General features: G+C 55.4%; 15 protein-coding genes. 14 read left to right on the top strand and 1 reads right to left on the bottom strand.

Going from position 1 to position 13,530, the window contains the following annotated elements:
• The first annotated feature begins 25 nt into the window (after positions 1-25).
• The 4 genes from F1381_RS11020 to F1381_RS11005 all read left to right on the top strand — a co-directional run bounded on the left by F1381_RS11020 (position 26) and on the right by F1381_RS11005 (position 2,630).
• A complete protein-coding gene (locus F1381_RS11020; RefSeq protein WP_246187984.1) occupies positions 26-598 on the top strand; it encodes a putative ABC transporter permease in 573 nt (190 codons plus the stop codon).
• A gap of 342 nt (positions 599-940) precedes the next feature.
• Positions 941-1,411 carry an NUDIX domain-containing protein gene (locus F1381_RS11015; RefSeq protein ID WP_151734994.1) on the top strand — a complete coding sequence of 157 codons (471 nt, stop codon included), beginning with the start codon at positions 941-943 and terminating at the stop codon, positions 1,409-1,411.
• An 11-nt stretch (positions 1,412-1,422) separates the two neighbouring features.
• Positions 1,423-1,821, top strand: coding sequence for a ribosomal maturation YjgA family protein (locus F1381_RS11010; RefSeq protein ID WP_151734892.1), 399 nt, complete (start codon positions 1,423-1,425; stop codon positions 1,819-1,821).
• 17 nt (positions 1,822-1,838) lie between these two features.
• Entirely contained in the window at positions 1,839-2,630 is a 792-nt protein-coding gene (locus F1381_RS11005; protein WP_151734993.1) for a lipid II flippase Amj family protein, read from the top strand.
• Positions 2,631-2,641: 11 nt separating this feature from the next.
• Here the strand turns inward: F1381_RS11005 and F1381_RS11000 are convergent, their stop codons facing one another.
• Entirely contained in the window at positions 2,642-3,454 is an 813-nt protein-coding gene (locus F1381_RS11000) for a hypothetical protein (protein WP_151734891.1), read from the bottom strand.
• 267 nt (positions 3,455-3,721) lie between these two features.
• Between F1381_RS11000 and F1381_RS10995 the strand changes: the two genes are divergently transcribed.
• The 10 genes from F1381_RS10995 (at position 3,722) to F1381_RS10950 (ending at position 13,468) form a co-directional block, all read left to right on the top strand.
• A complete protein-coding gene (locus F1381_RS10995; RefSeq protein WP_246187983.1) occupies positions 3,722-4,588 on the top strand; it encodes an SDR family oxidoreductase in 867 nt (288 codons plus the stop codon).
• 48 nt (positions 4,589-4,636) lie between these two features.
• Positions 4,637-5,038, top strand: coding sequence for a DUF4265 domain-containing protein (locus F1381_RS10990; protein ID WP_151734889.1), 402 nt, complete (start codon positions 4,637-4,639; stop codon positions 5,036-5,038).
• A 26-nt stretch (positions 5,039-5,064) separates the two neighbouring features.
• A complete protein-coding gene (gene lepB, locus F1381_RS10985) occupies positions 5,065-5,556 on the top strand; it encodes a signal peptidase I (RefSeq protein WP_151734888.1) in 492 nt (163 codons plus the stop codon).
• A 141-nt stretch (positions 5,557-5,697) separates the two neighbouring features.
• The gene (locus tag F1381_RS10980; protein WP_151734887.1) at positions 5,698-6,735 is read left to right on the top strand and encodes an HD-GYP domain-containing protein; all 1,038 of its coding nucleotides are present in this window, start codon (positions 5,698-5,700) and stop codon (positions 6,733-6,735) included.
• Positions 6,736-6,983: 248 nt separating this feature from the next.
• Positions 6,984-7,727 (top strand): GTP pyrophosphokinase, encoded by a 744-nt coding sequence (locus F1381_RS10975; protein WP_151734992.1) that lies wholly within the window; start codon positions 6,984-6,986, stop codon positions 7,725-7,727.
• 47 nt (positions 7,728-7,774) lie between these two features.
• Positions 7,775-9,400, top strand: coding sequence for a glycoside hydrolase family 9 protein (locus F1381_RS10970; RefSeq protein WP_151734886.1), 1,626 nt, complete (start codon positions 7,775-7,777; stop codon positions 9,398-9,400).
• A gap of 44 nt (positions 9,401-9,444) precedes the next feature.
• On the top strand, positions 9,445-10,140 hold the full coding sequence (locus F1381_RS10965) for an HAD family hydrolase (RefSeq protein ID WP_151734885.1): 696 nt from the start codon (positions 9,445-9,447) through the stop codon (positions 10,138-10,140).
• The gene (locus tag F1381_RS10960; RefSeq protein WP_151734884.1) at positions 10,137-10,685 is read left to right on the top strand and encodes a YfiT family bacillithiol transferase; all 549 of its coding nucleotides are present in this window, start codon (positions 10,137-10,139) and stop codon (positions 10,683-10,685) included. The genes F1381_RS10965 and F1381_RS10960 overlap by 4 nt, the downstream gene beginning before the upstream one ends.
• Before the next feature lie 291 nt (positions 10,686-10,976).
• Complete coding sequence (locus tag F1381_RS10955; RefSeq protein WP_151734883.1) at positions 10,977-12,569, top strand: sensor domain-containing diguanylate cyclase; 1,593 nt, start codon at positions 10,977-10,979, stop codon at positions 12,567-12,569.
• A gap of 125 nt (positions 12,570-12,694) precedes the next feature.
• Positions 12,695-13,468, top strand: coding sequence for a cupin domain-containing protein (locus F1381_RS10950; protein WP_151734882.1), 774 nt, complete (start codon positions 12,695-12,697; stop codon positions 13,466-13,468).
• Positions 13,469-13,530: the final 62 nt, after the last annotated feature.

Below are 13,530 nucleotides of genomic sequence, written 5' to 3'. Positions count from 1 at the left end.
AATTATTAGCGGCAGGAGCGGATAAATGATGCTTACACCGGCAGTTTCAACCGGAAGCCCCGCCATCATCATGGTGGCGGGCGAATATTTCTTCTATTTCATGCTTTATTCTGTACTCGGCTGGGGGCTGGAGGGCGCATACAATCGTTACACTGCAGGCACATTCCATAAAGAAGGGTTTCTTAAAGGACCCTATAAGCCGATGTACGGTTTTGCTCCTCTCTTATTGCTGCTCGCGCGTGATCTGCATCTGCCATGGCCGTTCATGCTGGTGCTGGCGCTGGTAATCCCCTCTGCAGTTGAGTATGCCAGCGGCTGGCTGCTGAAGACTGCTTTCCACAGACGGTGGTGGGACTACTCGCAATTGCCTTATCAGCTTGGCGGGCATATCTGTCTGAAGTTCTCTCTCTACTGGTGGTTACTGTCCATTGCCACCCTGTACGGGCTGCAGCCGCTGGCGGAATGGTTCTATAGCCGCATTGTGCCGCTATGGCAGCTGGCTGCCCCATGGGCCGCGCTGGTAATAGCAAGCGACTTGCTCTGGACCTGCTGGGTCCGGCGGCGCGGGATCAAAATATGGGATCTCGGTGAGAGCTGAGCAGGCACATAGATTAGGCCAGTGCAGTATCTGATTGCAGTGATATTCCTTATCCTGCAATGTCTCGGGCAGATGCTGTTTCCTCAGGCAGCTATGCTTCTTCACAAACGGACATACCGTGCATTTTACGGTATGTCTTTTTGATTTTCCCCCGGAATTCACACCAGGCAGAAGAAGGTTCCCGGCAACAGATTACGACAGGCACTAATATACTGGACAAGGAATACAAGACGGCAGTGTCAAATATAGTGGTAGAAGTTGCCATGCGTTGGCGCGGGACGGTAAGCATGAGAAGGTACGCTGCTATAATTATTGTCCTGCGATCATGAAAGGAGAATAATGATGCCCATATCCGAGTATTACCGTAACTTGCGCGAGAAAGCAGGTACAGAGCTGCTTATGGTCCCTTCTGTGGCTGCAGTGATCCGCAATGAAGAAGGCAACATCCTGCTGCTCCGCAAGGGCGGGGGACCCTGGGGCCTTCCGGCCGGCGCGGTGGAGCCCGGAGAGACGCCGTCGCGGGCCGTCCGCCGCGAAGTATTCGAGGAAGCGGGACTGATGGTTACTCCGCAGCGGGTTCTCGGCGTATTTGGCGGTGATAAATATACCTATATCTATGAGAACGGCGACAAGGTGGCTTATTCCATCGTTGTCTTTGCCTGCAGCGTTGTAAAGGGAACGCCGCGCAGCTTCGATGGTGAAGCGGATGAGTTCCGGTTCTTCACAGAAGAAGAGCTGCCCGAGCTGTCCATACCTTACCCGCACAGCATCTTTGTGCAGAACAATGAGAGCGACAAAGCGGTATTTGAATAGAGGTGATGAGAATGGCAGCAAAGCTTGCTTACAGCTGTGCAGTGCTGCTTGTTATGGTGTCGGGACTCGGCGTAAGAGCCTTTGGCAGTCATCTGCCGCCATTTGTAACAAGCCATTTCGGCGACGCGCTGTGGGCAGCGATGATTTATTTCGCTTTCCGTGTGCTGCTCACCCGGCAGCCTATATGGGTTGCGCTTGTGCTTGGAGCCGGGTTCTCCTATCTGATCGAATTCAGCCAGCTGGTTCAGGCTGACTGGGTCAATGAATGGCGCTCCACGCGGCTGGGCGGGCTAATTCTCGGCCGGGGATTTCTGTGGATCGACCTGCTGCGGTACACACTCGGGCTGCTGCTTGCCGGCGCGCTGGATTTCGCTGCCTGCCGCTTACGTAAGCGGAGGCCACAACGTTAGGAGCTGTAAGCATGACAATGATGAATAGCCTGCTTGTTGTCTTTCTGCTGACCATGATCATCAATACATCCGAAACCCTGTCTTATGCGGTCCGGTTCGCCGGTGTGCGCCTGAACAAGATTGCCATCGCGCTTTCGCTTACCGGAATCATAGTGCTCGTATCGCGGACGGCCAATATGATTCAGGCGCCCTTGACCGCCAAGTTTGTCGATCATGCCAAGCTTCACAGCGAGTTCCCGCTGGACAATTATCTGCGCATTATTATGCTGGCTTCTTCATTGGGAACACTGATCGCCATCGCCCTGTTCCCGACATTCGTCGGTCTGTCCGGCAGGGTCATCTCCAGGCTGGAGCTGGAAGGCTCGATTCCCAAGCTGCTGTCCAGCGTCACAATCGGGCAATTGAAGAATACGCGCAAATATATCAGGCGGCCCCGGCTCCGTCTTCCCAGCTTCCGATATCTGGGGATTCCTAAGCGCTTTATCGTGATGAATATCTTCGTCACCGCCTTCTATACGGTAGGGGTGCTGTCTTCGCTGTACGCTGCCAAACTGGTGCCTGAGCTCAGCACCACCGCTTCCCAAGCCTCCGGGCTGATCAACGGCCTGGCTACAATTCTGCTCACCGTGTTCATCGACCCGCAGCTGGGAGTGATTACCCATAAAGCCACGGAAAGTTCGCTGTACCGGGACCAGCTCGGCAAAATCTACATGCTGCTGATGGGCTCGCGCTTCCTGGGCACCTTGCTGGGCCAACTTGCGTTGTATCCGGCGGCTTACGTCATCAGCTTAATAGTGCAGTTGATCTGAGGAAGCCGCCATCAGCTCGGCAGCTTCGCTTCCGCCGCACGGAGGGCGCCGGTGATTTGCTGTTCCCAGGCATAGAGCTGACGAACGATGGCGAGCTCGTTCTGCATCTTCGCACAGGACAGCTTCAGTGCGCCGGCAGCGGAGACGGCATCGCCCGAGCTGACTGCGGTCTTGTAAGTCTTGTCCGCAGCCTTGCGTTCAGCTGCGGCCGCGCTCAGCTGCTTAATCCCTGCGATGATCTGTTTCTTCAGCGCAGCGATGGGAACCAGCGCATCCTTGGAAGGTTTCACCTTGGCGGCAGCGGAAGCCTTCGCCTGCGCCAATTCAGTATTCTTCGCTTTGATTTCGGCTTGGGCCGCCGCAGTGGCGGCCTTCAGCTTGTTGCGCCTGATCTCCAGCAGCGCCGCCTGCTGGAGGTTCTTTGTCTTGCGTGCGGCGGTAATATCCTTGCCGAGCGAGGTGTACTGTTCCAGCAGCGGGGCATGCCGTTTCCGGAGCGCCTCGGCTTCGCTCTTCAAGCAGCCGAGCACTGCTGCATCGGCTGCTTTAATCGCCGCGTTGACGGCTGTGCGGGCCGCATTGTTCTGCTTGCGCAGCGCCGCCGTCTGGGCGTTCGCGTCCTTGATGCTTTCCTGAAGTGCCGTGTAACCGGCATACAGGCTTTCTATTTCCCGCAGCGAGGAATCCCAGTCGGCGGAGGCAAGGCCGGGACGGCCGGCCAGCAGAAGCAGCGCCAGCAGCCCGGCCAGCAGCCTCCAGCTTATCCGGCTGCATGCAGCTCTTCGTCCTGAAGCGTTACTAACGGGTGGCATCGGTGTAATCATACGTTATCATCCTCCTAAAGTGTTAATGGCAAACGCAAAGAAGCACCACGAAGAATGGCGTAACCGCCAATTCTGCGAGGTGCTTCTCCCGCTTGCCTGTATTTATCCCAACTGTAACTTGAAATGATTGGATAGTCAAGGCCAAAAAAGAATATATGTTCCCCTGTGCGACGCCGGACTTTGTGATCTGATAACGAGTCTATGATACAATGGAAGAGATGGATGGAAGAATCATCTGAGAAAATAATTATCCATAGGAGGTTCACTTTGACATCCGATAATCAACCTCCCCGCGCCCCCGTCGCCCTGGTTACCGGCACCTCCAGCGGTTTTGGCCTGCTCGTAGCGCTGCAATTGGCCGCACAAGGCTGCCGGGTGATTGCCGGCATGCGTGATTTGACCCGCGGTGCTGAGCTGTTGAAGCAGGCTGAGCATATGAATATGTCCGGCAGGATACACCCGGTAATCATGGATGTGACGGATGAAGCTTCGGTGATAAAGGCTGTTTCGGAAGCCGAGGCTGCTATGGGCGGGATCGACATTCTGGTGAATAACGCCGGCTTCGCCGTAGGCGGGTTTACCGAAGAAATCAGCATGGCAGAGTGGCGGCGGCAGATGGATACTAATTTTTTCGGCGTGGTGGCGGTCTCCAAAGCGGTTATTCCCGGCATGCGGAAACGCAGGGAGGGCATTATTATCAATGTCAGCAGCGTCAGCGGCTTGACCGGATTCCCCGGCTACGGTCCCTATGCGGCCTCCAAGTTTGCGGTCGAGGGATTCAGCGAGAGCCTGCGCCAGGAGCTGGCCGGCTTTGGGGTCAAGGTTGTCCTTGTCGAGCCGGGATCATTCCGTACGCCGATTTGGGATAAGGGCATCGCAGGCCTTCAGGTCAGGGAGGATTCCCCTTACCGCAGGGAACTGGAAGATGTGCTGCGTTATTCCCGCCGCACGGCCATGACTGCGCCGGACCCTTCCCGGGTGGCGGAATTGATTGGACGCATCGTCCGCATGCGGTCGCCGAAGCTGCGTTATCCGGTCGGCAAGGGAACGCGGCTCCTGATCATCGGCCGGACGCTGCTCCCCTGGAAGCTGCTTGAACGCATCATTGCCAGAGGGCTGCGGACGGGGAAATAAAGATGAAGGTATACATACTTGCAGGATTTGTAAGCGGAGGTGAGGAAGGTGCCGGACATTATGGGCTTGCACATCTGCTTTGATGAGCAAGGGCGTGAGATCGAAATATTGGATGTAACTCCGGTGTCCCGGAATGAATACCGGATTGAGGAAACGCCGCTGTTCCATCCCGCACTGGGCCTGGGGGATATCATCCGGGTGAAAGAGAAGCAAGGTGTTTTCTATTATGTGGAGACTGTACGTAAATCGGGCTACCTGAGACATGCCTGGCTGCTCAGCCAGGAAGCGGCAGAATCGCGGGAGATCAAGGACTTCACCGGCAGAGTTGCCCGGCAGAAGGGCCGCTGGGAACAGATTTTCGGCGGGGTGCTGATTGTGCACCTGCCCGCTGCGGCAGACCTTGATGCGGAAGCCGAGATGGCGCGGATTCTAAGACGCTATAAGCTGTGAATGAACGAAGAGGAGGCAGGTGCACCATGAAATTTATAAAGCAATGGGTACCCAGCATAGTGATCGGAGTCATCCTGGCGCTGTTTATCCGCTCTTATGTGGCGGAGGCCATGAGAGTGCCTACGGATTCGATGGTTCCGACCATCCAGATCAACGACCGGCTCGTCGTGAATAAAATGCTGTCGCTTACAACGCTGGAGCATGGGGATATGGTGGTATTCTATCCGCCCGACGATGCAGAGGGAAACCGATACGTTAAACGGCTGATCGGCTTGCCCGGCGACACGGTCGAAATTAAAGAGGGCGCATTATACCGCAACGGGGCCAAGGTGGATGAGCCGTATATCAAAGAACCGATGAACTATATTTTTGCCGAGGTAACCGTTCCTGCCGGATATTATTTTTTCCTGGGCGATAACCGGAACGTCAGCTTTGACTCCCATTTGTGGAGCACCCCTTTTGTGGCCGAAGACCAATTGGTCGGAAAAGTGCTTTTTGATGTAAACACTCTCTTTTAGAAGAGGCTAAAAGCAGTGATACATAAGGACTAGGGCAGGACGGCGAATGTGACTTTCTCCGTATTGTGGGGCTGAGCGGGATTGACTATGATCAAGTAAAGCATAAGCAAATCATCCCGTACGACGAAGGAGTGCCGATACTTGAAAGTTCATGTGACAGACCTCAAACCCGGCGACTGCCTGCTCTATGACACCTTCAATGCCAACGGTCTGCATGTCCTGCCCAAAGGAGCGGCCATCCGGCGTGAAGATATCGCTTCGCTGCTCAGGCACCGGATCGATTATGTGGATATTGAGCTGCGCAGCGCGGGGGCAGTCGGCGCCGGCAGGGCCACTGATCATGGGCTACACGAAGAATTTGACCAAATTTTGCTCGGTTATGAGTCGGTTTTCCTGGAAGCGCTGGCGCAGGGGAACTTTTCGAAATCGGTGGTCGAGGATACCCTGAGGCCGTTCCTGGAGGTTCTTGACCGGCAAAAAGATGTCGTCTCCCTGCTGTTGCTGCTGGACCGGGACGACCTGGATATCTATGAGCATTCGCTGCAGGTCGGTCTGCTGTCCTATTATTTGGCGTCCTGGCTAGGCTATTCCAAGGAAGAGCGCTACCAGATCAGCTGCGCAGGCCTCCTGCATGATATCGGCAAGAGCCAAATCCCACTCTCCATTCTGAACCATCCCGGTCCCCTGACATCGCTTGAAGCGGAAGAACTCAAACTGCATACCCACTTCGGTTATGATATGATCCGCAGATCCGGGCTGGACGAGACGACGGCGCTCGTTGCGCTGCAGCATCATGAATATGCCGACGGTTCCGGTTATCCGGGCCGGCTGGACCGCTCCCGCATTCATCCTTTTACCGAGATTGTAACGGTTGCGAATGTGTATTTTGGACTCAGCACCTCAAGTCAGGGGTGTTCCAAGCAAGGGCTGGGCACCGTACTGCGGCGGGTTCACGAGCTGGGCTTCGGGCAACTGAACGGAAACGTGGTCCAGGCGCTTACCGGCCATCTGCTGCCCGGCTTTGTCGGCAAGCAGGTGCAGCTCAGCAACGGCGAGACCGGAACCATTGTAATGATCAATCCGCTTGATTTATTCAAACCTCTGGTTAAAGTGAATGACAGGTTCCGGGATTTGTCGCGCGAGCGCAGTTTGTTCATGGACGAGGTGTTTGTAAGTTAGCTGCAGAAAGTTAAATGGCAAGGAAGTGGCGGTAGGGACAAAGCTCCTTACCGCTTTTCTCAATTCATAAGCCGGTCCGGTATAAAGGCCCTGCGCGGCGGGTTATTTGCTGTGTCCAAGGAATTTGAAATGGGCAGGCGGATTGGCTTATGATGGATGAGAGATTACTAATGATTCAGAGCGGCCGGAACGTCAGAATGGAGCCCCTGAAGAAGCAAACCCGAGGAGAGCTTACTATGAGTGCCAATATGCAACTGGAACAGCTGAAACAATTCAAATATGAACTGACCCGGTTCATGATGATCTACAAATTCGCCCTGGAAGAGATGGAGACCAAGATTGAAATTTTGAAGGAAGAGTTCCAGAGCCTGCATGACTACAGTCCGATAGAGCACACCAAATCGCGCCTGAAGTCCCCGGAAAGCATTATTAATAAAATGCTGCGCAAAAACAAAAACAAAGAATTCTCTCTGGACGCTGTCAGAGCCTGCGTCAAGGACATTGCCGGGCTGCGGATTACATGTTCGTTCATTTCGGATATTTACCGGGTCAGCGATATGCTGGCCAATCAGGACGATCTGAAGGTGCTCGGCGTTAAAGATTACATCAAGCATCCCAAAGCCAACGGTTACCAGAGCCTGCACCTGCTTGTGGAGGTACCGGTGTTCTTGTCCGACTGCCAGGAGCATGTGTGCGTAGAGGTGCAGATCCGCACGATTGCCATGGATTTCTGGGCCAGTCTGGAGCATAAAATCTTCTATAACTACAGCAAGTCCAGCAAAACGGTTCCCGAGCATCTGACCCGCGAGCTCAAGAATGCCGCGGACAAGGCTTACGAGCTGGATGTTCAAATGGAGCGTCTGAACCGGGAGATCCAGGATATCAAGGATGCCCAGAGCGAGGATGACCTGCAGGCGGAATTGCGGCGGATCATCGGCGAAGACCGGCAGTTAAGCTTGCCGGCCCAATTCATGAGACTGCTGGGGGAATAGCGCCAGCCCCGGCTTTTTCATATATTGTTGACAAGGGAGAGAGTTTAATGAGCCAAAGCACTTCCCGCACGATTGCCTTAAATCAGTTGGGATACACCCCGGAAGCAGCGAAAGTCGCCGTCTTCCGCGGGGAGGGGCGTGAATTCCGCGTAGTAGAGGAGGAGAGCGGGACGGTCGTATTCAGCGGACGCACGGATTCCCCTAAACAGGATCTGCCCAGCGGCGCCAGCGTACATAGCGGGGATTTCTCCGCAGTGACCGCACCCGGCAGATATCGTCTGGAGAGCGAAGACGGGGGCGTGTCGGCCGTGTTCAGCGTCTCCGGAAAGCCTTATCATGATCTGCAGCAGGGATTATTGAAAGCCTTTTATTTCTACCGCTGCGGCGTCGAGCTGACCGAAGCGTATGCCGGCCCCTGGGCCCATAAAGCCTGCCACACCGCAGAGGGAATTGTCCACGGACAGCCGGAGCTGCGGCTGGACAGCTGCGGCGGATGGCATGACGCGGGCGATTACGGCAAATATTCCGGGCCGGGCGCGAAGGCCGTCGCCGATCTGCTGCTGGCCTATGAGCTGTACCCGTCGGCGTTCGCCGCACCCATCCCGATTCCGGAAAGTGGCCAAGGCATGCCGGATGTGCTTCTGGAATGCAAGGTAGAGCTGGACTGGCTCTTCAAAATGCAGGAGGCCAGCACAGGTGGAGTGTACCACAAGCTGACAACGCTCAGCTTTCCGGGCCTTGATGTGATGCCGGAGGATGACATGGCTGAGCTGTATTTCTCGCCGGTATCCGCCACTGCAACCGGCAATGTTGCCGCCGTTATGGCGCTGGCCGCGCGGATATACCGTGCTTTTGATCAAGCGTATGCGGATAAGTGTCTTGAAGCAGCTGTGCAGGCCTGGGGCTGGCTGGAAAGCCATCCTGAAGCGGGGGGCTTTACCAATCCGCCGGAAATCTCAACCGGTGAATACGGCGATGGTGAAGTGCGCGACGAGCGGTATTGGGCCGCTGCCGAGCTGCTTCGCACGACCGGGGAAGAGAAGTATCATCGGGCATTTCTGGAGCTGGCAACATTGCCGTTTCCCAAGTACGAGCTCGGCTGGGGAGACATGGGCGGTTACGGCACAATAGCTTATTTGCTGCGCGGGGAAGCAACTGCCGACAAGGAAACGTACGGCACGCTGAAGGCCGGACTGCTGACCGAAGCCGACAAGCTGCTCCGCCAAAGCGCTGAGGACGGCTATGGAATCTCGCTGCTGGAGGAAGATTACATCTGGGGCAGCAACATGGTTGTTATGAACCGGGCGATGCTGCTGCTGGCGGCCGAGCATTTCAGCGGCGAAGAGCACTATGCCGTCTGCGCCCTGGATCATCTGCATTATCTGCTGGGGCGGAATGTGCTGGATATCAGCTATGTGACCGGCTTCGGCGACCGGCCCGTCATGCATCCGCATCACCGGCCTTCCGTCGGCGATGGCGTAGATCTTCCGGTGCCCGGTCTGGTGGCAGGCGGTCCCGACCGCGGTCTTCATGACGATTATGTTGCGCAGCATCTGCAGGGCAGACCTGCGGCCGCCTGTTTCGCCGATCATGAAGACAGCTACTCCACCAATGAAGTGACGATATACTGGAATTCGCCGGCGGTATTTGTAACTGCCCGGTTCAACCGGTAACTGCATTACAGGGATTCAACCTATAGAGTCGGGGGCCAACGATTATGAGTCTCGTCAAAGTGATTAGCCTGGATATGTTCCAGACGCTGGTGAACATTCAGGGCCGGAATCCGCAGGTATGGCAGCCTATATTGCAGAGCAGTTACAGCGAGGCGCTTGCAAAAGATTACGGCGCCAAAGTGTTGGCCTGTTTCCTGGAGGAGGTAGAGGCGCTTCGCCTGAGGGAATCCTTCCGGATCTCGCGCGACATCTTTGAGCAAAGCTACAACCAGGTGTTTACCCGGTATTCCATTGCCTATGATCCGGCGAAGGCAGTAGAGCATCTGTTTGCCGAACACCGCCGGGCCGATCTGTATCCGGACACCGAAGCTTTCCTTCAGCGTACCTGTGCTGAGTATGAGGTCTGCATCGTCAGCGATACCGATCTGCTGATGCTGCCGGAATTCTACCGCAATTATCCGCTTACTCTGTTTACTTCGGAACAGTACCAATCCTACAAGAATGACAGCCGCAACCTGATGTTTCATGCGGTTATCGATCATTATGGAGTCCGGCCGGAGGAAATCCTGCACATCGGCGATTCAGCCGGAGATGTGCTGGGCGCAGCCAGGGCCGGGATCCGCAGCTGCTGGATCAACCGGACAGGCGCTGAATGGATGCATGGGGTGAAACCCGATTTGACCGTGACGACACTGGATGATGTATACGGCTGGTTAGCTGCCGGGAGGCAGGCGGGATGAACAGAGAAGCGGGAGTGGAGGAGCGGCTTCGTTATCCCATAGGCAGGTTTGCCGGTTCCGGCAGGCTGACCGGCGAAGAACGAATACAATATATTCAAATCATTCGCGGGCTCAGCGGGGAATTGCGGGCATTGATTCAGCCCCTGACCGGGGAGCAGATGGACACCCCGTACCGGGATGGAGGCTGGAGCGTCAGGGAGGTAGTGCATCATCTGGCCGACTCCGGCATGTATGCGTACCTGCGCTTTAAGCGCGGACTGACCGAAACGGCGCCGGAGATACCGACCTACCGGGAGGATCTTTGGGCGCAGCGGAGCGATTACTCGGAGGAACCCGTGGAGAGCTCGCTGCAGCTGCTGGAAAGCTTGCACCGGCGCTTTGTACGGCTCTTGGATACGCTGGATGGAGCAGAGTTTGAAAGAACTTTAGTCAGCCAGGGGCTTGGCGTCATGACACTGGATACAGCGCTTGAGCGGTACGTGTGGCATAGCCGCCACCATATGGCCCACATCGCAGGTTTAATGGCGAGAAACGGCTGGCACTAGGCGCAGCAAGGCGGCCGGGAGGCTATCCCGGCTGTTTTTTTTCGGAAGACAGCCAATTATTAACCGGGTGCTAAGAGCTCAGCTCTAAGCACCCGGTTTTTTGGGTTTTAGGCCGGTAGGCCAATATACGGTGGCAAGTGTTTGCTTGCCGGAATTGTCAGAGCGGGCGGTTTTTTTGCTTAAAGCTATAACATTCATCACATACAGCCTAAGAAAGCCGGTCCGGCAACCGATAAAAAAGGTATGGACAATGCTAGCTAGCTTTATGTATGCCAGACAAGGAGGTGCAGCATGCCCATACCTGTTCAGCCGGCCCGTACTTCCGGCAGGAAGCTTAGTCTTTCCACATTGCTAATCACTCTTGTGACGCTTGTAGCGGTGATGACTACAACCATTGTACTGGCGGCTTCCTATCAATCCAAGAGGAAATCACTGGTTGAAACTACACTTAACCTCAATCTGGCCAACGCCGAGCGAATGAGCCTGACCGCGGATTCGCTCTTCCGCTCCATGCGCAGCAGCCTGCTGTACAGCGCAAAAATCATTTCAGGGATGAAGCCGGTACAACATGCCGAGATTTCGGCTTATCTGGAGCTGATGCGCAACAGCAGCAACTACTTTAACTCGGTCATTTTGGCTGGCCCGGACGGTGAAGTCTTGAACAGCTCACCGGAGACGCTGGACCTGGACGGCAAGAGGCTGACATCGCCTGCTGCCCTGGAGGCGCTGCGGTTAAAAAAATCATATATCTCCCCGCCGTATGTTTCTGCAACAACCGGCAAGTTGCTGGTCTTTATGAGCGAGCCGCTCTTTGACAAGAAGGGGCTCTATCTCGGACAATTGGGCGGCTCCATCTATCTTCAGGATTATAACATTCTGAGCATGATCTACGGTAACAGCAATATCGATGATTCCGGCTCTTATTTCTTTGTTGTGAGTGAGGAGGGCCATTTGGTCTTTCATCCCGACCAATCGCGCCTGAATGAAGATGTCTCGGCGAATCCGTTCGTGCAAAAGCTGATGCGAGGGGAGAGCGGACGGATGGAGGCGTTGAACCTCAGCGGCGCGGATATGCTCGCCGGCTATTCGGGCGTACCCTCCAGCGGCTGGGGAGTGGCGGTGGTATCACCGGTAAGCGTCATCCAGGAGCAGATTAACGGGCATTTACGCAAAATAGCCGGGCTGATGCTGCTTCCGTTTGCGCTGCTGCTGATCAGCGTGATCATCCTGGCCCACCGGCTGGCTTATCCTTTTGCGGCGCTGGCCAATCTTGTAAGCCGTTTCGGCAAGGAGGATGTGGCGCTTCCGCAGCTGAAGCCGCACTGGAACCGCGAGGTGGATTTGTTGACCAAGGCACTCAGCCTGGCCTGGAAAGATATTCAGCAGCAGACGGATCAATTAACCCAGGAGGCGATGACCGACCAGCTGACCGGACTGGCCAACCGTCGGGGGATGGAATGGAGCGCGAATCAGTGGATCAGCGCCGGTGTGCCTTTTTCGCTGATTGTGCTGGATATAGACAAGTTCAAATTCGTCAACGACAATTACGGTCATCTGGCCGGAGATGAGGTGCTGCGCTGGGTCGGCAGCATTATCGCTGAATCGGTCCGTCCGGGCGATATATGTTGCCGTTTCGGCGGAGAAGAATTTGTTGTGCTGCTGCCGCGGGCCAGGAATGCCCTGGCGGCGGCAGAACGCATCCGCTCCACACTGGACCAGCGCAAAGGGCCGCTGCAGCTGAGAGTTACCTCCTCCCTTGGCATTGCCCATTTTCCGGTCCACGGTGAGACGCTGGAGGAATTGCTGGGCAGTGCGGATGAAGCCTTGTATACCGCTAAGCGCAAGGGGAGAAACTGTACCGTCGTTGCCGGAAACGAAGCCTGAACTAAGGGTTCAGGCCTGGCCACGACACCGGCAGGTTCCCGGACGTTGTCACCCGGATCTGGGCGAATGCATAGTCTAAGTGCAGAACGTTCAATTCCGGATAGGCAGAAGGGAAGGATCACACCGTGACTTCAACCATTGACTACACTTCACCCACGACGCAATTCAGCTTTGATGTGAACGCCAGCACTTTGTTCAAGAAGGATGCATACAACTACATTAATGTTCTGGGAATCAAACAGCTCAATACGCTGGAGAATACGTCGCTGCTTGATATTTTTCTCAGCAAATCTAATGTTGTGGAGCCCCATTATCATCAAAATGCCGCGGAGCTGGTCTATTGCATTACCGGCGCGGCGGTAGTGTCGATTATCAATCCGTTTACCAATGAATTGATGAACTTCCCCATTAATCCCGGCATGGTGGCGAATGTACCGCAGGGCTGGTGGCACTATGAAATAGCAACGGTAGACGGGACGCATCTGCTGGCCATCTTCGATGCCCCGACTCCGGAGGTGATTCTCGGCTCGGACATTCTGCTCAAGACGCCGGCCAGCGTGTGGGCCCATACGTACTGTATGGATGAAGCCAAGGTGAAAGAGACGTTCGCTCCGGTCCGGCCGCGGACCTTTATCGGGCCGCCTAAGGATTGTGCCAAAGGCGTAAAGGGTGTCACCGAGAATGCGGAGAACGTTAACATACCAGCCTATGTGTCTCCTCAGACCCATATCGCTCCTCAGCCCAATGCCGCTCCGCTGCCCAATATGGCCCCGCAGCCGTTCGGGTATTCGCCCTATGCAGCGCAAGGTCATTATGCTCCGCCCTATGTCACACAGTACCGCGAGCAGCCGTATTACCAATCTTATCCCTACTACCCGAGCCAAGCGATAACGGAATAACGTATTGGCCATAGTCTCAGCCCAAGAGGCGGAAATTCAGTGGAAACAGCAAGCCGGCCGGC

It is taken from the genome of Paenibacillus tengchongensis (assembly GCF_008973665.1).
In the GTDB taxonomy this organism is placed as follows: Bacteria; Bacillota; Bacilli; order Paenibacillales; family Paenibacillaceae; genus Paenibacillus_AQ; species Paenibacillus_AQ tengchongensis.
Note: the sequence above shows the minus strand (reverse complement) of the source record. Positions and strands in the feature narration are given on the sequence as shown.

Coding starts and splice junctions, on each gene's coding strand:
- F1381_RS10970 (WP_151734886.1), top strand. CDS start 7,775: ATGAGCCAAAGCACTTCCCGCACGATTGCCTTAAATCAGTTGGGATAC.
- F1381_RS10965 (WP_151734885.1), top strand. CDS start 9,445: ATGAGTCTCGTCAAAGTGATTAGCCTGGATATGTTCCAGACGCTGGTG.
- F1381_RS11005 (WP_151734993.1), top strand. CDS start 1,839: ATGATGAATAGCCTGCTTGTTGTCTTTCTGCTGACCATGATCATCAAT.
- F1381_RS10960 (WP_151734884.1), top strand. CDS start 10,137: ATGAACAGAGAAGCGGGAGTGGAGGAGCGGCTTCGTTATCCCATAGGC.
- F1381_RS11020 (WP_246187984.1), top strand. CDS start 26: ATGATGCTTACACCGGCAGTTTCAACCGGAAGCCCCGCCATCATCATG.
- F1381_RS10975 (WP_151734992.1), top strand. CDS start 6,984: ATGCAACTGGAACAGCTGAAACAATTCAAATATGAACTGACCCGGTTC.
- lepB (WP_151734888.1), top strand. CDS start 5,065: ATGAAATTTATAAAGCAATGGGTACCCAGCATAGTGATCGGAGTCATC.
- F1381_RS10955 (WP_151734883.1), top strand. CDS start 10,977: ATGCCCATACCTGTTCAGCCGGCCCGTACTTCCGGCAGGAAGCTTAGT.
- F1381_RS11000 (WP_151734891.1), bottom strand. CDS start 3,454: ATGATTACACCGATGCCACCCGTTAGTAACGCTTCAGGACGAAGAGCT.
- F1381_RS11010 (WP_151734892.1), top strand. CDS start 1,423: ATGGCAGCAAAGCTTGCTTACAGCTGTGCAGTGCTGCTTGTTATGGTG.
- F1381_RS11015 (WP_151734994.1), top strand. CDS start 941: ATGCCCATATCCGAGTATTACCGTAACTTGCGCGAGAAAGCAGGTACA.